The sequence below is a fragment of the Naasia sp. SYSU D00948 genome, assembly GCF_017916515.1.
Classification (GTDB): Bacteria; Actinomycetota; Actinomycetes; order Actinomycetales; family Microbacteriaceae; genus Naasia.
Genome location: NZ_JAFMTA010000001.1, coordinates 2957032 through 2980720, shown reverse-complemented (window position 1 = coordinate 2980720; position 23689 = coordinate 2957032). Strand labels below are relative to the sequence as shown.

Here is a 23689-nt window from a genome sequence, read left to right as displayed (position 1 = left end):
GCCGTGTTCCTCAACCTCGCCAACCTCCTGGGCCCGGATCGCCGCGAACAGGTCTTCCTGATCCATCCACTCCAGCTGAGCAGGTGGCTGGACGAAGCGTGGGCCTCGGCGGCGCGCATCCCTCCGCTTCCGGACGTCCCGCAGGGCGCGCCGGAGCTCGGAAGCCCGGACATCGTCAGCGCCCTCGACCTGCCGTTCGAGCCAGGCCCTGCTCCCTACCTGCTGTCGTCGGGGATAGACCTGGCCGACGTGGACACGTGGCAGGAGAACGACCGTCCTGTCTCCGAAGCGGGCCTCCTCTGGCACCACCTGATCTACGCCTACCTCATCGAGAGCACCGGAGCATTCGAGATCTTCGCGGAGATCGTCCGCCGGCTGGTCGTCGGGGAGACCCTCGGGCAGCTGCGCCCTGAGTCGGTCAAGTGGATGCGCACGACGGAGGAGCTCTTCTTCCGCGATCCGCCGCTGTACTCGATCGCGGGCGTCCGCAGCGAGCTCCGTCCTGTGGAGCGCGTGAACCGTCGCAACGCCTACTGGCGGATGTTCGGCTTCGACCTCCCGCACCCCGTCCCGCCGCGCTGGGGGGCCGGCGACGCTGCGCTGTGGAAGTCGGACCTGGGCGGCGGGGTCAACAGCGACTTCCGGGCCAAGTGGACCGAGCTCCTGCGCCAGGTGTGGATCGGCCTCGAGAACTTCAACAACGGGTCCGGTCCCAACCCGACGGATCCGGCGTTCATCTCGTCGCTCTGTGAGGCGCTGCGGGACATGATGCGGGATCGTCGTCGCGGTGGCCTGCTCGCTCGGGAGGAGTTCGTCTACGTGACGACGATGAGCTGGTTCCACCTGACCCTGCAGACGAACACGCCCATCGTCGCGGACCTCAAGGCGGAGGCTTCGAGTCCCGCGGAGCGGCTGACGGGCATCGCGGAGAGGGTCGGGATGCGACCGGCGCAGCGCTCGAGGGAGCTCTTCGAGCTCGCCGAGCCCATGTCCAGTCTCCTTCGCGCCATCGAGCGTGGCCTGTTCGACACCGCCAACGCGGCGGCGACCCTGTTCGACCCGAACACTGCGCTCGGCGAGGACATGCGCGATCTCATCAACCAGTGGCAGTCCGCAACGGGCGAGCGGATCAAGGAGCGCCCCACCGGCACTGCCGTCGCCGTCGACCGCCAGCCCCTGCGCCTGCCCACCCCCGGGGAACCGCCGCGCCCGGCCGCCCCCGTTCCCACCCGGTCCTTCGCGCAGACACCGGCGACCTCGTCCGTGCTGGTCGGCTCCAACGGGCAGACGCGGTGACCCGCTATGTCCACCGTGTGGGACCGTAGCGCTCCGGCGGAGGCCATCCCCGGCGAGACGGAGGCCTGGCATGAGGAGGAGTTCGAGGCCGAGGACGAGGGCGACCTCGAGCTCGAGCTGGGCCATGAGCTCGTCGCGCCGTCCGAGGAACTGCTCGCGCCGGGAACGACGGTGCAGCAGATGCTGTGGGTGCCCGGCGCCGAACGGGTGAGCAACCCGCGCTCACGCGGCGGAACCTATGTGGGCGGGCCATGGCGGTTCGTCTTCCACACCATCGAGGGCCGCCCGAGCCCGGCCGGATTCCGTGCACTGGCCGCTCGTCACCGACAGCCCCCGCATCTGTGGGCGATGCCCCAGGCGGACCTGCTGCTGCAGACGATCCCGCTGAACCGCTCCGCGTACGCTCTCGCCCGACCCGGCACCGTGCAGACCAATCGGCGGCAGGCGGTCCAGGTGGAGCTCTGGGGATTCGCGAAGGACATGGCGAGCGCGCCGTCCGACGTCCTCGACTGGCTCGCCCGGCGACTCCTCGCCCCTGTGGCGCGGCTCGTGCCGCTCAACCTCGGCGACGTGCGGCCCCCCGGAACCGAGCGCTGCTACGGGCTCCATTCGCCGTGCCGTATGTCGCCCGCGCAGTGGCGGGACTTCGCCGGTGTGTGCGGACACAAGGACGTCCCCGACAACGCGCACTGGGATCCCGGCGGTCTCGACATGGCCGGGATCGCGTCCCGCGCTCGTGCCCTGCTCGCCGCGGGCCCGACCCAGCGGGAAGACGGTCTCGCCGCAGAGGAGACCCGCACCATCTTCGCGTGGCCGCAGCAGTCCGAGGAGTGGACAGGGCCGGCCTCCGCAGCCGGCGAGGAGTCCGCCTCCTGGGAGAGTCGCGACGAGGAGGACGCCGAGGAGGACCTCAGCTCCTCCCTCGACGCCGAGGCCCGATGGGACGGCGAACTGCACGGCTACGAGGGCGCGGGTGGATCGGACGGCGAGGCGGGCTGGCAGGCGGAGAGCGAGAGCGAGGCCGCGTCAGCCGCGGTCATGCTGCTTCCGGAGCTGCTCGCCGAGGAGACGAGCGCCGTCAGCGTCACCTCCCGCCTCACGGGTCTCGCCGCACTCGCCGTCGGACCCACCCTGAGGCGCGGAAGCACGGGGCCCGCCGTGGCAGCCCTCCAGCGTGTCCTCACCGACCTCGGACACCCGCTCGCTGCCGACGGGAACTTCGGGCCGCGCACGGAGCAGGCGGTGCGCGCCTTCCAGTCCCGCAGCTCCCTCACCCCCGACGGCATCGTGGGACCTCGGACGAAGGCGGCCCTCGCGGCCGCACTCGGGGGGCGCACCTCCCCGCCGATGCCCACGCCGCCCGCCCCCACCCCGCCGGCGCCAACGCCGTCGACCCCGGCCGCGATCCCGATCCCGGTTCCGGCGGTGTGCGTGCAGCTGCCGACGCTCGAGGACACGGGGAGGTCCTGCCTGGACGGGGACCCATCCGGTTTCGGCGGGGTTCCCGCGATCCGCAGATTCGCCGAAGACCTCGCCGCCTGTGCCGCGGACCGCAACCGCCGGCGCACCGGTACAGCGCCGACTCCTCGTGCGATCGCGCTCGCCGACGTGGCTGCCCTGGAGCGGGATTTCGCAGCCACCATCCGCGCCAGCGCGGGACGTGCAAGGAACCAGCGGACGACGTGCCGCTTCAGGACGGTCGCGCTCGGCTGGATGTCCGGCCGGCGTGAGGAGGTCGACTTCGAGACCCTCGGCGCAGGGGGCCGGTACCACCCGATCGACACCTTCCTGCCACCACCGGGCGCCGATCGCCTGGAGCCGCTGGAGCGTGCCAAGCCGACGGTGCCGCCGGTGCAGCCCCTGGTCAATCGGCTTCTGAGAGAGCTGTGGACGCGCTGGCCGAGCACCAGCGCGGGCAACTACGCCGGGCACGGAGGCGGGAAGTTCAAGAACCGCGGGTTCTCCATCGACCTCACCATCGGTGGAGGGCTCGACGACCGCGGCTTCTACCACCGGCACAATGCGGTCGGCATGCTCCTGGCTCTGGACGCCGCCGCATCGGCCGTCGGCGCCACCTGGCGGGCGCTGTACAACGACTATGCGGTCGCTGCGGCGATCAACCGGCACACCGGCCTGCGGCAAGTCGTCTTCATCGGCCAGACGAGACCGGACGGCGCCAACCTGAACTGGCACGGACCGCTCGTCCTCCACTTCCACCTCGACATCGCGCCGGTGCGCCGTTGACGGAGGAGGCAGTATGACCAACTCGCCGTGGTCCGCGGAGTGGACGCGCGTGTCCGAGGCGCGCTCCGACGAGGCAGCCGAGGCAGTCGCTCGTGGAGCGCAGCCCCCGTCCGGAGAGTGGACCGCCCCCGGCGCGCAGGGCGGGAGCGCCGGGTGGACCGAGGGTGAGCACCAGACCGCCGTCGGCCCGTGGACGGACCAGTGGACCACCGATCAGTGGGCTACAGACCAGTGGGCCACAGACCAGTGGGCCACAGACCAGTGGGCGGCGGAGCAGTGGAGCCCGGACCAGTGGGCGGTGGAGCAGTGGAGCCCCGACCAGTGGGCGGCAGGAGACGAGTTCGAGGGGCTCGACGAGGGGCCCGCGATCGGCGAGGACGAGCGCGAGTCTGCCTGGGCCGCCGAGCCGGCGGTGGTCACCACGTCGGAGTGGGAGGGTCGAGGCGACGAAACCACGGGGACCCTCGGCGTTCTTCAGGAGCTGCTGGCGGCCGAGACCACCGGCCCGACTCTCACGGCGCGACTCACAGGCCTCGCTGCCCTCGCCGTCGGCCCAGCCCTGCGCCGCGGCAGCCGCGGTCCCGCCGTCGCGGCCCTCCAGCGGGTCCTCACGGACCTCGGCTATCCGCTCGCTGCCGACGGCGATTTCGGAGGCCGTACGGACCAGGCGGTTCGCTCCTTCCAGTCCCGCAGCAGGCTCACCCCGGACGGGATCGTGGGCGCGGCCACCAAGGCGGCTCTCGCCGCAGCCCTTGCCGGACGGGCTGGGCCTGGCCCCACTCCACCTCCCGTCCCGACCCCGCCGCCCACACCTGTCGGCCCCAGCGGCTCAGGTCAGGACTGGAGCAGGATCCCCGCGGAGCAGCGGGCGCGGTACGTGATGGGCCTGCTCGTCCGGAACTACGGCTACCCGGTCAACGGAGCGGCCGGTCTGGTGGGCAACCTCTGGGCGGAGTCGGAGATCATCCCGAATCGGGTGGAGGGCAGCGCGGCCGCGACACCGATGCGCGCCAAGGACGCCTCCGGCGTCGTCGTCGACTTCACCCCCGATCAGATCGTGCATAGGGTGCCGAACCGCAGCGGGCCGAAGCTGCCGGGGATCGGCCTCGCCCAGTGGACCACGGCGAATCGCCGAGTCGGACTGTTCCAGCACGCCTTCCGTGGGAGGGTGCTCGGCGGCGCGATCCTGTTCGACATGGACGCGCAGGTCGACTACCTGGTGCACGAGCTGCGACGCTCCTATCCCCGAGTGGACGCGGTTCTCCGGCGCGCCGACGTCTCGGTCGACGACGCCTGCGACGAGGTGCTCTATCGATTCGAGACGCCGGGGAGCGTCCTCGGACCGGACCGCAAGCTCCTCCCCCGCACGGATCCGGCGGTGCAGGCGACGTTCAGGAAGCGCAGGCCCCTCGCGCATCGCGCCCTCCGCGCCTACGGCGAGGGGCGTTAGGCGCGGCGATCGAACCAGGCTCCATCGAGCACCGGCAGCCACCGGTCCTGTCGATGCAGCCCGGCCGCCTATCGATGCACGCCTAGCCGCGGGGCGTTCTCTCGCGCGGGGGCGACAGCCGGTAGATCCGGAGGGAGGGAGCGTTGTACTGAAGGCGCGGCGCGAGGGCGGTGCGCGCGGGAACGAGCGTCGACTCGGCTGCGGCCGACGAGACCGGCTCCCGCAGGCCCTCCACCAGCCGCACGAGTCTCTGCGTCGGCTGGACGCCCAGCTCGTCGGCGAGAAGCGCTCGGAAGTTCTCGTACGCCCGCAGCGCCTCCGAGATGTTGCCCTCCGCCAGGTGCACTTCGACGATCATGCGATGCGCGCTCTCCCGCAGCGGCTCCGCACGTGCGACCGAGAAGGCCGCCTGAAGGGCGTCGCTGTACCGGCCGGCGGCCGCCAGGCGAATGGCCACTCGCTCGAGCGCGTGCAGGCGCAGCTGCCGCAGCCGCTCGCGTTCGAGCAGCACCCAGTCGTCGTACCAGCCCGGGAGCAGCTCGCCCTGGATCGCGGACTCCCCGACCTCCAGCTGCTCCAGCGAGCAGGCGGGATCCATGACGCGCCGTGCCCACTCCCCCAGCTCGTGGATGTCGACCAGCACCCCGTCCGCGAGCGTCAGGCACCCCCCGCTCACCTCGACGAGCCCGGGCGCCACCTTGTTCAGGCGCCACAGTGCAGACCGCAGGCTGCCATGCGCGTGGTCCTCGGGCACATCCGGCCAGAGCTGGCCTGCGACGGCCGCGCGGAGGGGACGGGCGCTGATGCTCAGGTGCGCGACGAGCCTCTGCACACTGTGGGGCAGATCCTCGGGCATCGCGGGTGCATCCGACCCCGACAGCCGGAGCCCGAAGCCGTCGAGGAGCGTCACACGGGCAGTCATTCGAGTCCCCACCGGCGCCCTCCCCATCGTCAGCGACGACTCGCAACGTAGTACGCACAGCCGGATGCGCCAGGGTCTACCGCCCGTTGACTCCCGGGAGACGAGGTGAGACAGTTCGGTCTACCTCACCGCGCCTGGTCTGCCCCCATTGCGCCGCGCCCATCGGTCCGGTCCCCTGCTCGGACTCCGGCGGTCGCCAGCCCGTTCGTCCTCGGGCCTACACTCTCGGCGTGGCCGCGTACGCCCGTCCCCTCGTCGAGCCCCTCGTCTTCCGCGACGCCGCGGGGCGGGTCGTCCGCTATGGCGCCAGGTGGGGAGACGGGCCCCCTCCTGACGACTCCTACAGCGTCACCTCCAACCTGGCCCGCTTCGCTCCGCTGCACACCATCGCGGACGCGCTCGTCGACCATCTGCGGTCCGCCTACGACGTGGCCGTCGAGGAGGGGCCCGAGGTGGCCCGGGACCTGATACGCCCTCCCGACGAGATCGTGCGAGCCGTCCGGCTCACGCCGGCCGATCCGGGCGCCGCAGCCCTGACGTTCGTGTTCACGTCCTTCCCCTCGGTCGTCATCCACGCCGGACTCCTGCACGACCTGCCGTTCCCGACGTGCGGGTGCGACGCCTGCGACGAGACCTGGGATGCGCTGGCGGACGAGATGGAGTGGCAGGTCCTCGCGGTCGCGTCGGGCGGGTACCGGGAAGCCGTTTCCCGCGATGCCGGCCTCGGCGTCGAGTACTCCCTCCGGGGAGGCGACGGCAGTGCTCGGAGGAGCGGCCGCTCCCGCGTGGAGGACCACGAGAACGCTCGGCTGCAGGCGGCCGAGCGGGCGCTTCGCGGGCTCCCCGAGGGGTGGCGTCCGTGGCCGGCGCTCGCCGGATGAAGGTCCTTCCGACTCCTGCTCCTGGCGGTCGGCCGTTGCTAGCATCCCGCCATTCCGGACGACGGTAGGAGTGGGCCATGGAGCGCAGGATGGTGAAAGCGGCGGAGGCACGTGGGGCGTCGGCGACCGGGGCGGGGAGCCTCGGAACGGCGGCGGTGGGTGCGCTGGCGATCGGGGCGACAGCGCTCGCGGCGACCGCCCTGGGGGTGGTCGCGGTGTGGCGGCTCGCGGTGCGCAGGGCGGTGATCAAGGACCTGCGGATCAAGCACCTGCAGGTCGACCACCTCGAGGTGCGCCGGCTCGACGTCGCCGAACGGGGCTGATCCGGGAGGCGGCGCTGCGCGCCCTGAACGCCGACCGTTCAGATGGCTGAACGACCGGTTCAAGGGCCTAAACGGGCGAGCCGATAAGCGGGGTGCGGGAACTTATCGTCAATGACGTCGCCGGACACGATCCGGCCCCATGACGAAGAACCCGAACCCGAAAGGCTCCATCACATGCTCGCATTCCGGAAGACGGCTGGCTCCGACGAGACCGCTGCTACCCCGAAGCGCTCCGTCCGCCCCGCCTCCCGCAACGCCCGCCGCCTGGCCGCCGGGATCGTCCTGCCCAGTGTCGTCGCCGGCATGCTGATCTTCGCCGGACCCGCGTCCGCGACCGCCTCGACCACGACGACCGGCATCTGCAACGGTGTCGTGAACCAGCTCTCGCACCGCGGCAACGTGCAGCCCAACCTGCTCAAGGCCGCCGCGAAGCAGAACGCCGAGCTGATCGCGAAGCTCCAGACCGAGCGCGCCGCCCTCGTGACCACGCAGGAGTCTCTGGCCGCGCAGATCAAGACCGCCGAGAGCGAGATCGCCCGGCTCGACTCCGAGTACGCGGCCCTCGTGGGTCAGATCGACACCGTGACGATGTCCCTGACGAAGCTGGAGGCGGACAAGGCAACCCTCACGGCCGCCATCGCCTCTGCGACGACGGAGCTCGGCACCCTGCAGACCCAGCGCACCGAGCTCGTCAACAAGATCGCGCCGCTGCAGACCCAGCTGGATGCGGAGCAGAAGACCCTCGCCGCACTCACCCAGCAGAGGACCGGCGTCGAGGCGACCCTCAAGACCGCGGAGGCGGACCTCGCCGCCGCCAAGAGCACGCTGACGAACCTCACGGGAGTCGCGACCTCCGCACAGAACGCCGTCAATGCGCAGATCGCGGTGATCCAGGCCGCGACCGAGGAGCTCGAAGACCTCCTGGCCCAGGGCGCCACCGCTCAGGACCTCCTCGAGGCGGCGGGCACCAAGCTCACCGACGCCCGCTCCGCCCTGCCCGCTCTCGAGACCGCCGCGAAGACGGCCGACGTGAACGCGGCCGCCGCGACCGCTGCCGTGGTCAAGGCGGAGGAGAACCTGCGCCTCGCCCAGCAGTCGGTGCAGACGCTGACCCTGCAGATCAGCGACATCCAGGCCAAGCTTCCGACGCTCCAGACCGAGATCGCCGGACTCCAGGCGGACATCAAGACGAAGGAGGCGGAGATCGCGGCGAAGCAGAAGGAGATCGCCGCCGCCCAGGCCACCCCGACGACCGATGTGACGGGACTGCAGGCCCAGCTCGACAAGCTCGAGGCCGAGCGCAAGGCGCTCGCGAACAACAGCGGGCCTCGTGCGAAGGAGCTGCAGGACCAGATCGTCGCCCTCCGGGCCAAGATCGACGCCGCGGCCAAGGAGGCCGCCACGAAGACCGCGCTCATCGCGGCCCTCAACGGCGACCTGACGAAGCTCCAGGGCGAGCTCGCGACGCTGAACGCCGCGCTCTCCGCTAAGCAGCAGGAAAGCAGCAACCTGCAGCAGCAGCTCGCGCCGCTCCAGACCAGCCTCGCCGGGGCCAACCAGCAGCTCGTCAGTGCCACGGCGGCGCTCGCGGAGGCGAAGCGGGTCCAGGGCATCGCGAACCAGGCCGCAGCCGACGCCAACGCCGCAGTGGAGGCGAAGAAGGCGGAGATCGCCGCGCTGGAGGCCTCCCTCCCGTCCCTGACCGAGAACGTCGAGGCCGTGAAGGCCGACATCGTGACCAAGAAGGGCGAGCTCGGCGAGCTCGAGAGCGTGCTCCAGGGCCTTCAGGCCGACCTGGTCGCAGCGGACAACGCGGTCACCGAGCAGACGGCCGAGGTCACCCGGCTCGACGGCGACGTCAACAAGCTCGTCTCGACGCTCGCGTCGCTGAACACCGCGATCACCTCGGCGGAGAACACGATCCTGTCCCTGCAGAACCAGCTGACCCCGCTGCAGACCTCGCTGAACACGCTCAACCAGCAGATCAGCGAGAAGGAGGCCGCGCTGACCACTGCGAAGGCCGACCTCTCGAAGATCGACGCGCAGATCGTCACTGCCAGCGCGACGCTCCGCACTCTCGAGAGCGCGAAGAAGGTCAACCGCGACCAGGTCGCGGCCCAGAAGGCCGTCGTGGCGGGCCTGCAGACGCAGTACGCGGCAGTGCTCGACAGGATCGCGGCCATCGACAGCCAGGTCCTGCTGGGCGGCTGCCTCGCCTGACCCGGGCACCCGGTCGGAGGGCCCCACTCGCTGCGGCGGGTGGGGCCCTTCGGCGTCCCGCGAGCCGATGGAGGCACCCGTGTCCCCCCTCCTGCCGGCGCCCGTAGGGTGAGGCTGTCCGCGCTTCTCACCGGCGGACCGAGAGCGAAGGAGTCCCGATGGCGCGCCCCGACCCGACCTACACGATCGACCAGCTCGAGAACGAGCCGCCCGTCGACCTTCCGCAGTTCACCCGGGACGACTCGGTGCGGCTCGGCGAGATCGCCATCGCCGTCATCCGCGAGTGGGAGCTCGACCTCGCAGTCGACATCCACATCGGGGACGAGCTGGCCTTCCGCGCCCAGTTCGGCAGCACCGGGCAGGGCAACGCCGACACAATGGCGGGCAAGCGGCTCACGGCCCTGCACTTCGGCCACAGCTCGATGCTCGCAGGCCTTGAGAAGGAGGCCGATCCGTCGGTGGCGGACGGCCTCGACGACCGGTACAAGTTCTGGGGCGGGTGCATCCCGATCTTCGTGCGCGGCGAGCTCGCCGCAACGATCTCGACGTCCGGTGAGCCGAACGACCGTCTCGACCACGCGGCGGCCGAGGAGGCGCTGCGAAGGTTCGTGGCTGAGCGCTCGTCCTGACTCTCGGGGGCGTTACGGCCGGCCACCTCGGGCTCGGCCATGCCCGCATCCGCGACGCGCCTGCCGGGAGGCATCGCCTCCGGTCACTGGTCCCGGAAGCGGCGCTCGAGGTCGAGGGCGAGGGCCGCGGTCCAGCTGAAGCTCAGGGTCCCGCGGGGCTCGCCGGTCCACGGGTCGACGTACTCGGCGAAGCCGCTGGCGACCGCGAGGCGTCCCATCTGCCGCTCGAGCTCACGGGCGGCGGCGCGCTCGCCCCGCTCCAGCAGCGCCATCGCGAGGAGCCAGGCGATGTTGAACCAGGAGGGCCCGCGCCAGTAGCGGGAGCGGTCGAAGGTGGGCGCCGTGAGGTCCGCGCTCGGGACCATGACCGCGCGTCCGAGCGCGAAGGAGCCGCTCCGCAGTGTCGCGAGGAGCTCATCCGCGTGAGGAAGGTCCGGTAGCAGCAGGGGCGCCAGCCCGTTCACCGTCCGGTGCCGCTGGCGCTCGCCCGTTCGGAGGTCCCGCGCGAGGTAGCAGCCCAGCTCGCCGTCCCACAGCTCGTCGAGAGCCATGGTGAGGGCGCGGGCCCGATCCCGATGGTGCTCCCCCGGCGCCCCCACCTGCTCGGCGATCTCGGCGAGCGCGAACTCGGACCGCGCCCAGAGCGCCGTCGACAGCGGATCCTCGACGCGGAACAGCAGACCGGCGTCGGCGTCGTCGTAGCCGGTGTCGCGATACGCCGCCGCGATGGTGAGGTACTTCCCGTACTCCGCGTTGGAGGGGCGCTCCGAGGACGGGGCGTGCTCGAGGTCCGGGCGCGGGATCTCCGTCACCGTCGCCCGGACCCGGGACAGCGGATCGTCCCAGAGCGGGCTGTTGTCGGTCCCGCTCTCCCACGGGTGGAGCACGACCGCCAGGCGGTCGGGGCTGCTCCGCCGCGTCGAGAGGTAGTCGTGCCAGCGGACCAGGCTGGGATAGGCGCGATCGAGGAACCGGCGCCGCCGGGACTCCTGCTCGTCCGCCTGGTGCACGAGCAGCGCCGCCCACGCATGATTCGCCGGCTGGATGAGACCCGATGTCGCCACGGGCGGGGCGCCGGCGACGTCGCCGCTGCGCCAGAAGGAGGCCCCGGGCGAGTAGTCGTTCCGGGTGGGGCTGAAGACGATGTGCGGGAGCCTGCCGTCCGCCCACTGGGCGCTGAACAGCGAGTCGAGCTCCTGCTGGGCCCGCCGCGGGGACAGGTGCCGCAGCCCGATCGCGATGAACGCCGAGTCCCAGCTCCACTGATGCGGATACAGCCCGCCCGCTGGCACCGTGTACCGGCCTCGCCAGTTCGAGACGAGCACGCGGGTGGCGGCCGGCTCGAGGCCCGAGGTCACAGGTACCGCCGGAGGAACGGCGGGACGCGGGGCAGCGCCTCCTCCGCCGGACCGGAGAGACGGCTCTCGATGGCGACCGGGCCGTCGTAGCCGATGGCGCGGAGCGTCGAGCCCACCAGGGCCCAGTCGACGTGCCCCGCGCCCGGCTCGAGGCGGTTGGAGTCGCTCGCCTGCACGTGACCGATGTACTCGCCCGCCTCGAGCAGGGACCGGGCGGGGTCCGCCTCCTCGATGTTCATGTGGTACGTGTCCGCGCCGATGCGCACGCTCGGCATGCCGAGCTCCTGGATCAGGGACGCCGCATCCGCGAGCGTGTTCACCATGTGGTCCTCGTAGCGGTTCAGCGGCTCGAGGAACAGCATCACGCCGGCCGCCGCCGCGACCTCGCCGAGCTCGGCCAGGCCCTCGAGGAGGACCTCCCTGTCCTCCTCGGGCGAGCGCGGAGGCTCGAACGGTGGAAGGCGCCGCGAGAACATCCCCCACGAGGCGGGCGTCATGGCGCCGCGGCCGCCGAGCTCGCCGATGCCGCGCAGCTGGTCGCTCATCTGCCGGATGGCGTCCCGGCGGAGGTCGAGGTCGAACGCGCCGAGGAAGTGCGACATCTCGACGCAGATCGTCGGCATGACGACCCCGGCGGCGGCGGCGCGCAGCAGGTCCGGCATCCGGGTGGCGAAGGCGCCCTCGCCGCGTCCGCGCAGCTCGATGCCGTCGAAGCCCCACTCCTGCGCGACGTCCCACTTCTCGAGCAGGTCGGTGCCCCGGAGCTGCTGCTCCTGCACGCAGATCGGGTTCGTCACGGCGCCTCCCGGAAGTCGAGGACCAGCTGCAGCACCTGGTGGGGGTCGGCGTCGAGCATGCGGAACGCCTCAGCCGCCTCGGTGTACGGCAGCTGATGGGAGATGAGGGGAAGGACCCGCAGCCGGTTGTCCGCGGCGAGGCGGAGGACGGTGGTGTTGAGGCGGTAGCGGTCCCAGCGGTGGCCGAGGCCGGGTGCGACGCCCGAGATCTGGGACGAGATCACCTGGACGCGGTTGTGGTGGAACTCCTCCCCGAGCCGCAGTCCCTCGCCCGGCCCCTGGTAGAACCCGGCCGCACAGACTCGGGAGTTGTAGGCGACCGACCGGATCGCTTCGTGCAGCGCCGCGTAGCTCCCCGAGATCTCGATCGCGACGTCGGCGCCGCGGCCGGCCGTCAGCTCGCGGATGCGCTCGGCCGGCGAGTCCGCAGGATCGAGGGTGACGGCGGCGCCGAGGTCCGCCGCGAGCCGTCTCCTGGCCGGGATGCCGTCGACCGCGATCACCTCGCCGCCGTTGAGTCGGGCGAGCTGAGCGACGAGCTGACCCGGGACCCCGAGGCCGAACACGGCGACGGTGTCGCCCACCCGGATCTCGGCGTCGAGGACCGCGTTGAGCGCGACGGCGCCGATGTGGGAGAACATGCCGATCCTCGGGTCGGCCTCTGGGCCGAGCCGCCGCGCCGCGACCGATGCGGCGGGCAGGACGGCCGCGGTGCGGTGGCCCCACGTGCCCCAGACGATGTCGCCGACCGCGACGCCGGCGTCCGCCGAGCCGACCTCGACGACTTCGCCCACCTCCTCGTACCCGAGGTTCCGCACCGGGTACGCAGGCTCGTCGCCGCCTCCGTCGCGGAACAGGCGGGCGTCGGCGTCCCAGGCCTTCGTGAGATGCGGGCTGGTGCCGCGGTACGTGCTGAGCTCCGTGCCCGCCGAGATGCCGGAGTACAGCGTCCGGATGCGCGCCTCGCCGGGCCCGACCGGCCCGTCCTCCTCCTCGACGAGGGACACCGACCGGGGAGCGGCGACCGTGACGACCGTCGGCATCGCCGCCCTCCCTGCTCGGACCGGGACTGGTGCTCACGATAGGCCCGGTGCGCACCGCCCGCAATATTCCGCTCGCGTTCCGGACGAAAGAACCGAGGCCACGACTATCACGATTGCGCCACGTCGGGCAGTTCGGCCTTGTTGCCGGACATTAGTGGGTGTTCAATGTGCCGCAGGTTCGCGGATCCGATCAACGGTGATCCGGCGCAAGTGTCCGCCGACGGCGGCGGGCGGCAAGAGCAGTTCCTGCGACCGAAAGAAGAGACGAATGCGCAGACGACGCAGCATTGTGGTTCTCGGCGTCACCTCGGCCCTGCTTCTCGCGGGCTGTGCCGGTGACGGCGGCGGAGACGGCGACGGCGGGGACGACGGTGGTGGCGGCGGGGGCCCGCTGACGATCTGGACGATCGAGGACGTCGCCGAGCGCGTCACCCTGCAGGAGGAGATGATGGCGGCCTTCACCGAGGAGACCGGCATCGAGGTCGAGCTGGAGGCCGTCGCCGAGGACCAGCTCAGCACGGTCCTCTCCTCCGCAGCGGGCTCGGGCGAGCTCCCGGACGCGATCGCGGCGGTGCCGCTCAACTCGATCCAGCAGTTCGCCACGGACGAGCTGCTCGACCGGGACGCCGCGGCGGCCGTGATCGAGGAGCTCGGGGAGGACACCTTCTCCGAGCGTGCTCTCGAGCTCGTCAGCAACGAGGACGGCGCCCTCGCGGTGCCGAGTGACGGCTGGGCGCAGCTGCTCTTCTACCGGGCCGACCTCTTCGAGGCGGCGGGTCTCGAGGCGCCGACGACCTTCGAGCAGATCGAGGCGGCGGCCGAGGCGCTGAACACCGACGGGCAGGCGGGCATCACGATCGCCACCGCCCCGGGCGACGGCTTCACCCAGCAGACCTTCGAGTACTTCGCGCTCGCGAACGGCTGCGAGCTGGCCGACGGCGACGGCGAGATCGCCCTGGGCAGCAACGAGTGCGTCGAGACTTTCGACTGGTACGCCAACGTGGCGAGCAACTACTCGGTCGCGGGCAACCAGGACGTGGACACGACTCGCGCGACCTACTTCTCGGGTGGGGCCGCGATGGTGGTCTGGTCCTCGTTCCTCCTGGACGAGCTCGCCGGCCTCCGCGAGGACGCCCTTCCGACCTGCCCCGAGTGCGCGGCCGACCCGGGCTTCCTGGCGGCGAACACCGGCATCGTCAGCGCGATCCAGGGTCCGAGCGGCGAGGAGCCCGCCTCCTACGGCGAGATCGTGTCGTGGGCCATCCTCGACGGCGCCGCCCAGGAGACGCAGGACCTCGTCACCTGGATGATGAGCGACTCCTACGTCGACTGGCTCGCCATCGCTCCCGAGGGCAAGGTGCCGGTGCGGGCGGGGAACGCGGAGAACCCGACCGAGTACGCGGACGCCTGGCAGACGCTCGAGGCGGGAGTCACGTCCAAGGCCGTGCTGTCCTCCATCTACCCCGAGGAGGTGCTGCAGGCCGTCGCCGAGGCGCCGGACGGCTTCGACCGCTGGGGCCTGCCGCAGGGGCAGGGCGAGCTCTCCGGAGCGGTGAGCGGTCAGCTCATCGTGCCGAGGATCATCTCGGACATGCTCAACTCCGGGCTGTCGGCCGAGGACGCCGCCCAGCGCGCCGCCGACGAGGCGCAGACGGTCCGCGAGGACCTCGGGCTCTGATCCGCGTGGGGTGCCGGGCGACCGGCACCCCACCTCCGCTCGTCAGGAGGTTCCCGTGTCCCTCGCCGGAGGCACCAAGCCCGTCGTCCCGACCACCGAAGGCGGCGCTCCGCTGGTCCCGCCGCGGCGCAGCGGGCGGCGCACCCTCACCCGCCGCGACGCGCGCACCGGACTGCTGCTGGTCTCCCCCACGTTCATCATCGTCCTCGCGGTGGTCGTGGTCCCGCTGCTGTGGTCGGTGCTCATCGCGTTCCAGCGCCTGCGCCTCATCAACGTCGGACGCCAGGGCATCTTCGAGGACCTGACGCTCGACAACATCACCCGGGTCCTCGGCTCCTCCACGCTCTGGAGCAGCCTCTGGATCACCCTCGTCTACACCGTCGGGTCGGTCGTCTTCGCCATCCTGCTCGGCCTGATCGCGGCCCTCGCGGTCCGCAAGCCGTTCCGGGGGCGGACGCTCGTCCGGGCCGCGTTCCTCCTCCCCTACGTCGCCCCCGTGGTGGCCGTCACCTTCATCTGGCGGGTGATGCTCAACCCCGAGTTCGGGATCGTGAACGAGGCGGGCAGGACGTTCCTCGGCTGGAACGAGGGAATCCCGTTCCTCTCCCAGACCCGCGCCGTGTGGGAGGTCCTCGGAGCCGAGGTGCCGGTCCCGACCGCCCTGCTCACGGTGATCGCCTTCGAGGGGTGGCGCTACTTCCCGTTCGCGTTCCTGTTCCTCATGGCCCGGCTCGAGGCGATGTCGTCCGAGCCGGAGGAGGCCGCACTGGTCGACGGAGCGACGCCCTGGCAGACCTTCCGGTTCGTCGTCCTCCCCCAGCTCATGCCGATCATCGCGCTGCTGGCCGTCCTGCGGAGCATCTGGACGTTCAACGAGTTCGACGACATCTTCCTGCTCACGGGCGGCGCCGCCGGGACCGGGGTCGCGAGCGTGCGCGTGTACGAGCTGCTCACCGTCCAGCGGAACGTCGGCGCCGCGGCCGCGCAGTCCCTCGTGCTCGCGGTCGTGCTCGTGATCCTGCTGACGATCTACGGACTGATGCTGCGCCGGAGAGGAGAGCGAGCATGAGCGCCCAGACTTCCGGAGCACGCGCGCAGTCGCGCGGGGTCAGCCGCGACCGCATCCAGCGGCGCACCTTCCGGGTGCTGCGCTGGGTCGTGATCGCGCTGTTCCTGCTCGCGGTCCTGCTGCCCTTCTACTACATGCTCCTGCTGTCGGTGAAGCCGATCGAGGCCCTGCTCCGGGACCCCGGATCGCTGATCGTCGCGCCCGGAGACTTCACGCTGGACACGTACGTCGAGGTGCTCGCGCCGCAGGAGGACGGCGGCCAGGGGTTCCTCACGTTCCTCCGCAACAGTGCAATCGTCGCCCTCGCCTCCGTCGCCCTCGCCCTGCTCGTCGCGATCCCGGGGGCGTACGCCATCGCCCGGCTCCCCTTCTTCGGACGTCGGCAGGTGAACGCGCTCTTCCTCGCGTCGTACCTGTTCCCCGCGATCGTCATCGCGATCCCGCTGTTCGTGCTGTTCAGCCGGCTCGGGCTGCGCGGCTCGCTGGTCGGCCTGATCCTCGTGTACACGGCGCAGACGGTGCCCGTCGCGATCTACATGCTCCGCAACTACTTCGACACCGTCCCGGTGTCCGTCGAGGAGGCGGGCCTGGTCGACGGGCTCAGCCGGATCGGCGTGCTGCGCCGGGTGAGCCTCCGCCTCGCCCTCCCGTCGGTGATGGCGACCGGGCTGTTCGTGTTCATGATCGCCTGGAACGAGTTCCTCTTCGCGCTGCTGTTCCTCGTCGACCGCCGCGAGCAGTGGACGGTCTCGCTCGGCCTGTCCCGCCTGTCCGGCTCCATCGAGGTCCCCACGACCGTGCTCATGGCAGGCTCTGTGGTGCTGACCGTCCCGATCATCATCCTGTTCTTCGCCACCGAGCGGCTGCTCACCGGCGGCCTCACGGCAGGGGCGGAGAAGGGATAGGAGTGCCGGCGACACCGGGTGCCTCTGCGGGCCAGATCCTCGAGCTCGTGCGCTCGGGCAGGGTGCGGACGCGCCGCGAGCTCCAGGAGACGACCGGCCTGTCCCGCTCGACGCTGTCGCTCCGGATGGTGCAGCTCACCTCGGCCGGCTACCTGCGGGAGACCGGGCAGGTGGCGGGCTCGACCGGCCGCCCGGCGAAGATCCTCTCCTTCGACGAGGCGTCCCATCTCGTCGTCGCGGTCGACCTCGGCGCGACGCACGCCCACCTCGCGCTCCTCGACGGCAGCGGACGGGTGCTTCGCGAGCAGGCGGGACCGCTCAAGTTCGACACGTCGCCCGATGAGGTGATCCGTTCCCTCGGCCGCCGCATCGGCGAGCTCGTCGAGCGCTCCGGCCGCTCGCCGTCGGAGCTCGCGGGCGTCGGGGTGGGCATCCCCGGGCCCGTCCGCTTCTCGACCCAGCGGCCCAACATGCCGCCTCTGATGCCCGGCTGGCACGACTACCCGGTGACGGAGCGACTGCGGTCGGCGCTCGGGGTGCCGGTCTTCCTCGACAACGATGCGAACCTGATGGGCCTCGGCGAGGTGCGGGCGCGCCACCCGGAGGCGGCCAGTGTCCTGTTCGTGAAGGTCGGCACGGGCATCGGCGCGGGCGTCATCCTGGGCGGCAGGCCCGAGCGCGGGATCGCCGGCGGCGCAGGCGACATCGGCCACATTCGAATCGTTCCCGAGAGCGAGGGGCACCGGTGCTCGTGCGGGGCGCTCGGCTGCCTCGCGACGGAGGCGAGCGGCGGGGCGCTCGTCCGGCAGCTGACGGAGCAGGGACGGTCCGTCTCCTCCGTCGAGGACGTCGCCCAGCTGATCGCGGCCGGGGATCCCCTCGCGGTCTCGCTCGCCGAGCGCGCCGGGCACCTGCTCGGCGACGTGCTGGCGACGTCCGTGGCCTTGCTCAACCCCGGCGTCCTGGTCCTCGGCGGGCGTCTCGCCGCGGCCGGCTCCCAGTTCCTCGACGCCGTGCGGGAGAGCATCTTCCGCCGCACGGTCCCGCTCGCGACGCGTGAGCTGTCGATCGTCCTCAGCGCCCTCGGACCCGACGCGGCCGTGCAGGGCGCGCGGCACATGGTGATGGACCAGGCGTTCTCGCCCGACGCGGTCGACGCCCGCCTCGCGGCACGGGAGGCTCAGCCGGCCTGAGCCGCGCGTGGAGGACGATCGGCGCCGCCGTCCACCCCTGGTGCCCTGCAGTCGTGCGTGGGTGAACTGGGAGGTGCGGGTCCGGTGCGGACCGGTCCGGAAGGAGAGCACGACGACATGACGATCCAGGACGTGGGACCCCAGCCGACCTCGTTCGACCTCGAGACGGCCACCACCCAGAACACGAACTACCGCGTCGTCGCGTGGACCGGCAAGCACCTGCAGGTCACGCTGATGTCCATCCCGGTCGGCGAGTCCATCGGGCTCGAGAAGCATCCGGAGACGGACCAGTTCCTCCGCCTCGACGCGGGCAGGGGCCGCGTGCAGATGGGCGAGGCCGAGGACCGGCTCACCTTCGAGCAGGAGGTCTCGGACGGATGGTGCGTCCTCGTGCCCGCCGGGACGTGGCACGACGTCACGAACATCGGGGACGAGCCGATGCGGCTCTACGTCGTGTACTCGCCGAGCCATCACGCGGCGGGCATCGTCCAGGCGACGGCCGAGGACGCCGAGCGCGACGAGGAGTCGGGCAAGGACGAGCCGCCCGAGTGGACGGAGCAGCCGAAGAACCCGGCGCCGGACGAGCACGCCGACTGAGCGCGCGGCGCGGTGGCGCGGTCCGCTGAGCGCGATGCCGCCGAGCGCCGGCCCACCGAGCGCACCCCGAACCGCCGAGTGCACCTCGAAGCGCCGAGCGCGCCTCGTGCACGGGGCGCACTCGGTGTTCCGGGGCGCGCTCGGTGTCGGCGAGGGCGGCCCGTGCCGCCGATCAGGTTCGGGTGCGAGCGAGCAGCAGGTCGGAGTGGTGGACCTCCGCCACGTTCGGATGCGCGCGGAGGCGGTAGCGGAGCGCGTTCTCCCCGTAGACCTCGAGGATCGGGCTGTTCGTCGGGTCCACCGACAGCCCTCGGGCCTCGCGGGCCAGTTCCTCGGGGAGGTCGATCCGGGGCATCGCCGTGTCGAGCGCCGGGCTGAAGAAGAACGGGATCGAGATCCGGTCCTCGCCGACCGGCGGGGACACGACCCGGTGCAGGGTCGCCTTCAGGTAACCGTTGGTGGCGAGCTCGAGCATCTCGCCGATGTTCACGACGAACGCGTCCTCGAGCGCCGGGGCCTCGATCCACTCTCCCTCGTGCTCGACCTGCAGACCGCCCTTGCCGGGCTCGACGAGCAGGAGCGTCAGCACTCCCCCGTCGCGATGCGCGCCGACGCCCTGCTCGGGCGCGTTCCCGGACTTGCCCGGGTACCGGACGATCTTGATCGCCGAGAACGGACGCTCGGCGAAGGCGTCGTCGAACGCGTCCGCGGGAGCGCCGAGCGACACCGCCCACGTGCGGAGCAGACGCAGCGAGAGAGCGCTGAGCTCCTCGTTCCAGCGGTCGAAGACCTCCTTCAGCTCCGGGAGGGCCTCGGGGTACAGGTTGCGGCCCTCGAGCCGCCAGTAGTCGGGAACGCCCTCGCCCGGCTCGATCGGCTCGCGGTCCACGCCGAGGTCGATCTGCTCGCGCCAGTCGACGTCGCCGTGCGTGAGCTCGCCGCCCACCCGCGTGTAGCCGCGGAACTGCGCGCTCTTCACGTTCTCGATGGCGAGCTTGTCCTCCTCGGGCAGCTCGAAGAAGCGCCGGGAGACGTCGAGCGCCCGGGCGATCAGCGACGAGTCGATGCCGTGTCCGACGAGGTAGAAGAAGCCAACCTCGTGGGTGACTCGGCGCAGCTCGTCGCGGAAGCGAGCAGCCGCCTCCTCACCGGCATCCAGCTGGGACAGGTCGAGAACGGGAAGGGAGGTGATCACCTCTCCAGTGTCACCCGGCCCGGGACGGCCGAGCGCCAGTGTTACGCGTCCTTGCGGCCTTGCCGACGGTCGGACCGATCCGCCCTGCTGCCCCTCGACCAGCCCCTGCCGCCCCTCGACGGGCACCGGCAGCCGCGCAGCGGGCACTTCACCATCCCTCAACAGGCACCCCGCGAGGCTTCAGCAGGCGGACAAGGCGTTCAACAGCAGGGGGAAGCGCCTTCCCTCCTGCTGAAGGCCGAAGGTGCCTGTTGAGGGATAGGACGAGCCGACGATGTGCCTGTTGAGCGAGGGGGGCGAGCCGCGGATCCGCCTGGTGAGTGCCAGCGACGGGAGCCCGTCAACCCCGGGCGGGGCGGGAGCGGGCGGTGTTTCGATGGACAGCGTTCCGCTGCCGTATCGACGAGGGAGACACCGATGCAGTTCGACAAGTCGCAGATCCTGGAGCTGCTCACGAGCATGGGCAAGCACGACGACGCCGAGAAGGCGAAGTCCGAGCTTCCGGAGAAGGTGGACACCGACAAGGACGGCGACCTGCTGAGCCGGTTCGGCATCGATCCCCAGGACCTGATCGGGAAGCTCGGGGGCGGCCTCGGCGGCCTCTTCGGTCGCTGACGAACAGCCTGATCACGAGCCCCGTTTCCTTCCGACAGGAGTACCCTGATCGGGTACAGCTCCCCAGGCCCCCGGGAAGTCGTCGCTGTCGAGAGGAAGCGGGGTCGGATCATGCAGTCCGTGTACTTCTGTGCAGGAAACACCTTCCTGACAGGAGATCGGGTGGCCGACGCTCTCGTCCGGTACGCAGCCGCCCTCGCTCAGACCAACGGCCACGACGTCGTCGAGGTCCCGACGCGGCGGCTCGACGGCAGCTCGGGCCACACCACCCTGTTCCTCAGCCCGACGAGTCAGATCGCCGCGGAGTCGCTCCCGCATGTCGGATCCGCGCCGGATCCCGTGGACGAGGAGCTCATCGATCATCTGGAGAAGCGGACACGCATGCTCCTGACGCCTCGGTCCCCGCAGCCGGAGGCGGTGCCGGCCGAGACCGTGCATCTCGACTTCTGACCGCAAGCGGAAGGGCTCCCGGCGTCAGCCGGGAGCCCTTCCTGGTGCTGTGTGGTGTGAGGGTCTACGCCCGACGGCTGCGCCGGCCGGTGAGGAGGCCCCAGATCAGCAGCACGATGATCGAGCCGACGATCGCGAGGAGCCAGGTCTGGATGGACCAGAAGTCCCCCAGGTTCGCGCCGAACAGCAGACCACCGAGCCAGCCGCCGAGCAGAGCGCCCACGACTCCGAGGAGGAGCGTGACGAGCCATCCGCCGCCCTGCCTGCCGGGCAGGATCAGCTTGGCGATGGCCCCGGCGATCAGACCGAGGACGAGGAACGCGATGAAGCTCACGGTGCTTTTCCTTTCGTGAAGGTCCGGAAGGACGTGAACGTTCCGGATGAGCTTCAGCCTTCCAGATGCTGGGAAATCGCCGACACCCCTTGCGATTCGCGTCGCGCTTCTGCTCAAATCCGCCGCTTTCTGTGACGCGCCTGGGAGTAGTCGGTCGCGGAATTCGGCAGCAGTAGCGTGCGGGAATGAGCACGAGCAGCACAGGATCCGGCCTCTCGGAAGAGGGCTTCGACCAGACGAATGCGATGGCGGGCGACACGACCGGCGAGTCTGACGGCACGGCGGAGAGCGAGCTGCGCAGCGGCGGCGAGCGGTCAGGCGGCGCGGACGCGACCTCGGCGCCCGGGGACGACGACGACCTCGAGCTCGACGGCCGCGACCGTCTCGGCGGAGCCGACCCCGCGGGTCCGGAGATCCTCCCCCGCACCCTCGGCCGCGACAACGAGGTCTAGCGCGACCGACTGCCGCCAGGCGGCACCGCAGGCCCACTTGGTGGCATCCTGAGCTGATGCGCGCCGTCCTCCTCGCCGGCGGTCGTGCATCCCGCCTGGGCGGGATCGACAAGCCGGCGCTCGAGTACCGCGGGCTCTCGCTGCTCGAGCACGCGCTTGCGGCGACCGACGGGGCGGACCGCGTCGTCGTGGGAGCGGGCGCGGTGCCGGCAGGAGTCCCCACCGTGCTCGAGGAGCCGCGCTGGGGCGGCCCGGTCGCCGCCCTCGCCGCGGGACTCGCCGCCCTGCCACCCCGGCCCGAGGAGGTCGTCGCCGTGCTCGCCGCCGACCAGCCGCACGTCGCCGACGCCCTCCCCCGGCTCCGCGCAGCCGTCGAGGGAACGGCGGACGGGTGGGTCGCCGTCGACGAGGAGAGGCGCCGGCAGCCGCTGCTCGCCATCTACCGGGAGGACGCGCTCCGGCGGGCGCTCACCGGGCTCGGTGACCTCGCGGGTCTTCCCCTCCGCCGCGTCCTCGACCGGCTCGCTATCGTCGAGGTGCCGCTGCCGTCCGAGCTCTGCTCCGACGTGGACACGGCTGAGGATGTGCGCCGGCTCGGGATCCGAGCTCCCGGAGAGGATGGACCGTGACGAACCCCGCCGAACTCGACGCCTGGGCGGCGGAGCTCGCCGCCGCGCTCGGCCTTCAGGATCTGCCGGTCGACATCGCACTCGTCCTCGACCTCGCGCGGGACGCGGCTCACAGCGTCGCGCGCCCCGCCGCCCCGCTGACCACGTTCCTCGTCGGCTACGCCGCTGCGCGGCGCGGCGGCAGCCCGGACGACATCCGAGAGGCCGCCGCCGTCGCCACCCGCCTCGCCCTCGAGCGAGGATGACGGTCGCCTGGGCCGAGGCGCGCGCGATCGCCCGGACGGTCGGCTCGGACGCGCTCACGGGGTACGAGCACGTTCCGGTCGCCGAGGGCGCCGGGCGCGTGCTCGCCGCTCCGCTCGCCGCGCTGTGCGATCTTCCCGGAGCCGACACGTCCGCCATGGACGGCTGGGCCGTCTCGGGACCGGGTCCATGGCTTCTGGAGGCGGAGATCGCGGTCGGGGATCCGCCTCCGAGCAGTCCCCTCCCCTCCGGCGTCGCGCGCCCGATCGCGACCGGAGCGCCCGTCCCGCCCGGTGGTGTGGCGATCCTGCGCCGGGAGCGGGGCGAGGAGCGGGACGGCGTCCTTCGCGTCGTGCTGGACGCGCGTGCGCCGCTGCCCGGCGCGGACATCCGCCGCCGCGGCGAGGAGGTCACCGCCGGGGAGCCCGTCCTCGACGCGGGCCGTGTCCTGACCCCGCCCGCCGTCGCCCTGGCCGCCGCGTCCGGCCTCGACGAGCTCCCTGTCCGCATCCCGCCGCTCGCCGACGTGCTCGTCCTCGGCCGCGAGGTGGAGCCGGCCGGCGTCCCCTCGCCGGGCCGGGTGCGGGACGCCCTCGGTCCGCAGCTCCCCGCCGTGCTCGCCGGGCTCGGCGCCCGCTCCGCCGCCCCCGTGCTCGCCGGCGACGACCGCGAGGCTGTCCTCGCTGCGCTCGAGGCGGCGGGTGGCGACCTGCTCGTGACGACCGGCGGGACGGCCGACGGCCCCACCGACGTTCTGCGGTCGGCCCTCGCGGGATGCCGGCTCGTGGTCGATCGTGTCGCGATGCGTCCCGGCGCGCCGGCGCTCCTCGCCGTGCGCCCGGACGGCCGGCCGGTCCTCGCCCTGCCGGGGAACCCGTTCGCCGCCCTCGTGGCGCTGCTGACCCTCGGCGCTCCCCTGCTCGACGGGATGCTCGGGCGGCCGAGCCCGCCGCTTCTCGGCGCACCCGCCGCCGAGGACATCGGCAACGAGCGGCCCGGGGTGCGAGTCGTCGCATGCCGCCGGACCGGCGAGGGGGTGTCCCCCGTCGCGTTTCAGGGTGCGGGGACGGTGCGGGGCGCGGCCGAGGCCGACGTGCTCGCCGTCGTCCCGGAGGGCGGGGTGCGGGCCGGCGAGTCGGTGCCGATGCTGCCGCCCGCCTGGTGAG

At 71.9% G+C, this 23689-nt stretch carries 24 protein-coding genes; 18 read left to right on the top strand and 6 right to left on the bottom strand.

The window, feature by feature from the left end; all coding sequences use genetic code 11:
- Positions 1-3 precede the first annotated feature (3 nt).
- The 3 genes from J3P30_RS13885 to J3P30_RS13875 are packed head-to-tail and all read left to right on the top strand — an operon-like array spanning position 4 to position 4990.
- Complete coding sequence (locus J3P30_RS13885) at positions 4-1296, top strand: hypothetical protein (RefSeq protein ID WP_210481596.1); 1293 nt, start codon at positions 4-6, stop codon at positions 1294-1296.
- Positions 1297-1311: 15 nt separating this feature from the next.
- Positions 1312-3540, top strand: coding sequence for a peptidoglycan-binding domain-containing protein (locus tag J3P30_RS15665; protein WP_210481595.1), 2229 nt, complete (start codon positions 1312-1314; stop codon positions 3538-3540).
- A gap of 13 nt (positions 3541-3553) precedes the next feature.
- Positions 3554-4990: a phage tail tip lysozyme gene (locus J3P30_RS13875; protein ID WP_210481594.1), complete on the top strand. Its 1437-nt coding sequence runs from the start codon at positions 3554-3556 to the stop codon at positions 4988-4990.
- 82 nt (positions 4991-5072) lie between these two features.
- Here J3P30_RS13875 and J3P30_RS13870 read toward each other — a convergent pair whose 3' ends face one another.
- Complete coding sequence (locus J3P30_RS13870) at positions 5073-5912, bottom strand: BTAD domain-containing putative transcriptional regulator (protein ID WP_210481593.1); 840 nt, start codon at positions 5910-5912, stop codon at positions 5073-5075.
- 230 nt (positions 5913-6142) lie between these two features.
- Here J3P30_RS13870 and J3P30_RS13865 point away from each other — a divergent pair, with 230 nt between their 5' ends.
- The 4 genes from J3P30_RS13865 to J3P30_RS13850 all read left to right on the top strand — a co-directional run bounded on the left by J3P30_RS13865 (position 6143) and on the right by J3P30_RS13850 (position 9965).
- Positions 6143-6793, top strand: a complete 651-nt coding sequence (locus J3P30_RS13865; RefSeq protein ID WP_210481592.1) for a DUF6226 family protein — start codon at positions 6143-6145, stop codon at positions 6791-6793.
- 77 nt (positions 6794-6870) lie between these two features.
- Positions 6871-7116 carry a hypothetical protein gene (locus J3P30_RS13860; RefSeq protein WP_210481591.1) on the top strand — a complete coding sequence of 82 codons (246 nt, stop codon included), beginning with the start codon at positions 6871-6873 and terminating at the stop codon, positions 7114-7116.
- A 174-nt stretch (positions 7117-7290) separates the two neighbouring features.
- The gene (locus J3P30_RS13855; protein WP_210481590.1) at positions 7291-9336 is read left to right on the top strand and encodes a chromosome segregation ATPase; all 2046 of its coding nucleotides are present in this window, start codon (positions 7291-7293) and stop codon (positions 9334-9336) included.
- A 158-nt stretch (positions 9337-9494) separates the two neighbouring features.
- A complete protein-coding gene (locus J3P30_RS13850) occupies positions 9495-9965 on the top strand; it encodes a heme-binding protein (protein WP_210481589.1) in 471 nt (156 codons plus the stop codon).
- A gap of 83 nt (positions 9966-10048) precedes the next feature.
- Here J3P30_RS13850 and J3P30_RS13845 read toward each other — a convergent pair whose 3' ends face one another.
- From J3P30_RS13845 to J3P30_RS13835, 3 genes are read right to left on the bottom strand one after another with little or no spacing between them, the layout of a single operon-like run.
- Positions 10049-11323, bottom strand: a complete 1275-nt coding sequence (locus tag J3P30_RS13845) for a hypothetical protein (protein WP_210481588.1) — start codon at positions 11321-11323, stop codon at positions 10049-10051.
- Complete coding sequence (locus tag J3P30_RS13840; protein WP_210481587.1) at positions 11320-12120, bottom strand: sugar phosphate isomerase/epimerase family protein; 801 nt, start codon at positions 12118-12120, stop codon at positions 11320-11322. The genes J3P30_RS13845 and J3P30_RS13840 overlap by 4 nt, the downstream gene beginning before the upstream one ends.
- The gene (locus J3P30_RS13835) at positions 12117-13163 is read right to left on the bottom strand and encodes a zinc-binding alcohol dehydrogenase (RefSeq protein WP_210481586.1); all 1047 of its coding nucleotides are present in this window, start codon (positions 13161-13163) and stop codon (positions 12117-12119) included. Before J3P30_RS13835 ends, J3P30_RS13840 begins: the two co-directional genes overlap by 4 nt.
- A 268-nt stretch (positions 13164-13431) precedes the next feature.
- On the opposite strand from J3P30_RS13835, the gene J3P30_RS13830 reads away from it, so the two are divergent.
- The 5 genes from J3P30_RS13830 to J3P30_RS13810 all read left to right on the top strand — a co-directional run bounded on the left by J3P30_RS13830 (position 13432) and on the right by J3P30_RS13810 (position 18605).
- On the top strand, positions 13432-14841 hold the full coding sequence (locus tag J3P30_RS13830) for an ABC transporter substrate-binding protein (RefSeq protein ID WP_210481585.1): 1410 nt from the start codon (positions 13432-13434) through the stop codon (positions 14839-14841).
- Between the two features lie 55 nt (positions 14842-14896).
- Positions 14897-15910 (top strand): sugar ABC transporter permease, encoded by a 1014-nt coding sequence (locus J3P30_RS13825; RefSeq protein WP_307807514.1) that lies wholly within the window; start codon positions 14897-14899, stop codon positions 15908-15910.
- The gene (locus J3P30_RS13820) at positions 15907-16815 is read left to right on the top strand and encodes a carbohydrate ABC transporter permease (protein WP_210481584.1); all 909 of its coding nucleotides are present in this window, start codon (positions 15907-15909) and stop codon (positions 16813-16815) included. The genes J3P30_RS13825 and J3P30_RS13820 overlap by 4 nt, the downstream gene beginning before the upstream one ends.
- A gap of 2 nt (positions 16816-16817) precedes the next feature.
- Positions 16818-18008 carry an ROK family protein gene (locus J3P30_RS13815; RefSeq protein ID WP_210481583.1) on the top strand — a complete coding sequence of 397 codons (1191 nt, stop codon included), beginning with the start codon at positions 16818-16820 and terminating at the stop codon, positions 18006-18008.
- 117 nt (positions 18009-18125) lie between these two features.
- On the top strand, positions 18126-18605 hold the full coding sequence (locus tag J3P30_RS13810; RefSeq protein ID WP_210481582.1) for a cupin domain-containing protein: 480 nt from the start codon (positions 18126-18128) through the stop codon (positions 18603-18605).
- Positions 18606-18777: 172 nt separating this feature from the next.
- On the opposite strand, the gene J3P30_RS13805 is transcribed toward J3P30_RS13810, so the two are convergent.
- Entirely contained in the window at positions 18778-19800 is a 1023-nt protein-coding gene (locus tag J3P30_RS13805; protein WP_210481581.1) for an isopenicillin N synthase family oxygenase, read from the bottom strand.
- A 417-nt stretch (positions 19801-20217) separates the two neighbouring features.
- Here J3P30_RS13805 and J3P30_RS13800 point away from each other — a divergent pair, with 417 nt between their 5' ends.
- Positions 20218-20415, top strand: coding sequence for a hypothetical protein (locus J3P30_RS13800; protein WP_210481580.1), 198 nt, complete (start codon positions 20218-20220; stop codon positions 20413-20415).
- Positions 20416-20577: 162 nt separating this feature from the next.
- Positions 20578-20865, top strand: coding sequence for a hypothetical protein (locus J3P30_RS13795; RefSeq protein ID WP_210481579.1), 288 nt, complete (start codon positions 20578-20580; stop codon positions 20863-20865).
- 64 nt (positions 20866-20929) lie between these two features.
- Here J3P30_RS13795 and J3P30_RS13790 read toward each other — a convergent pair whose 3' ends face one another.
- The gene (locus J3P30_RS13790; protein ID WP_210481578.1) at positions 20930-21199 is read right to left on the bottom strand and encodes a GlsB/YeaQ/YmgE family stress response membrane protein; all 270 of its coding nucleotides are present in this window, start codon (positions 21197-21199) and stop codon (positions 20930-20932) included.
- Between the two features lie 185 nt (positions 21200-21384).
- Here J3P30_RS13790 and J3P30_RS13785 point away from each other — a divergent pair, with 185 nt between their 5' ends.
- The 4 genes from J3P30_RS13785 to J3P30_RS13770 are packed head-to-tail and all read left to right on the top strand — an operon-like array spanning position 21385 to position 23688.
- On the top strand, positions 21385-21651 hold the full coding sequence (locus tag J3P30_RS13785) for a hypothetical protein (protein ID WP_210481577.1): 267 nt from the start codon (positions 21385-21387) through the stop codon (positions 21649-21651).
- A 56-nt stretch (positions 21652-21707) separates the two neighbouring features.
- Positions 21708-22280 carry a molybdenum cofactor guanylyltransferase gene (locus tag J3P30_RS13780; RefSeq protein WP_210481576.1) on the top strand — a complete coding sequence of 191 codons (573 nt, stop codon included), beginning with the start codon at positions 21708-21710 and terminating at the stop codon, positions 22278-22280.
- Positions 22277-22525: a DUF6457 domain-containing protein gene (locus J3P30_RS13775; protein WP_210481575.1), complete on the top strand. Its 249-nt coding sequence runs from the start codon at positions 22277-22279 to the stop codon at positions 22523-22525. Before J3P30_RS13780 ends, J3P30_RS13775 begins: the two co-directional genes overlap by 4 nt.
- Complete coding sequence (locus tag J3P30_RS13770; RefSeq protein WP_210481574.1) at positions 22522-23688, top strand: molybdopterin molybdotransferase MoeA; 1167 nt, start codon at positions 22522-22524, stop codon at positions 23686-23688. Before J3P30_RS13775 ends, J3P30_RS13770 begins: the two co-directional genes overlap by 4 nt.
- Position 23689: the final 1 nt, after the last annotated feature.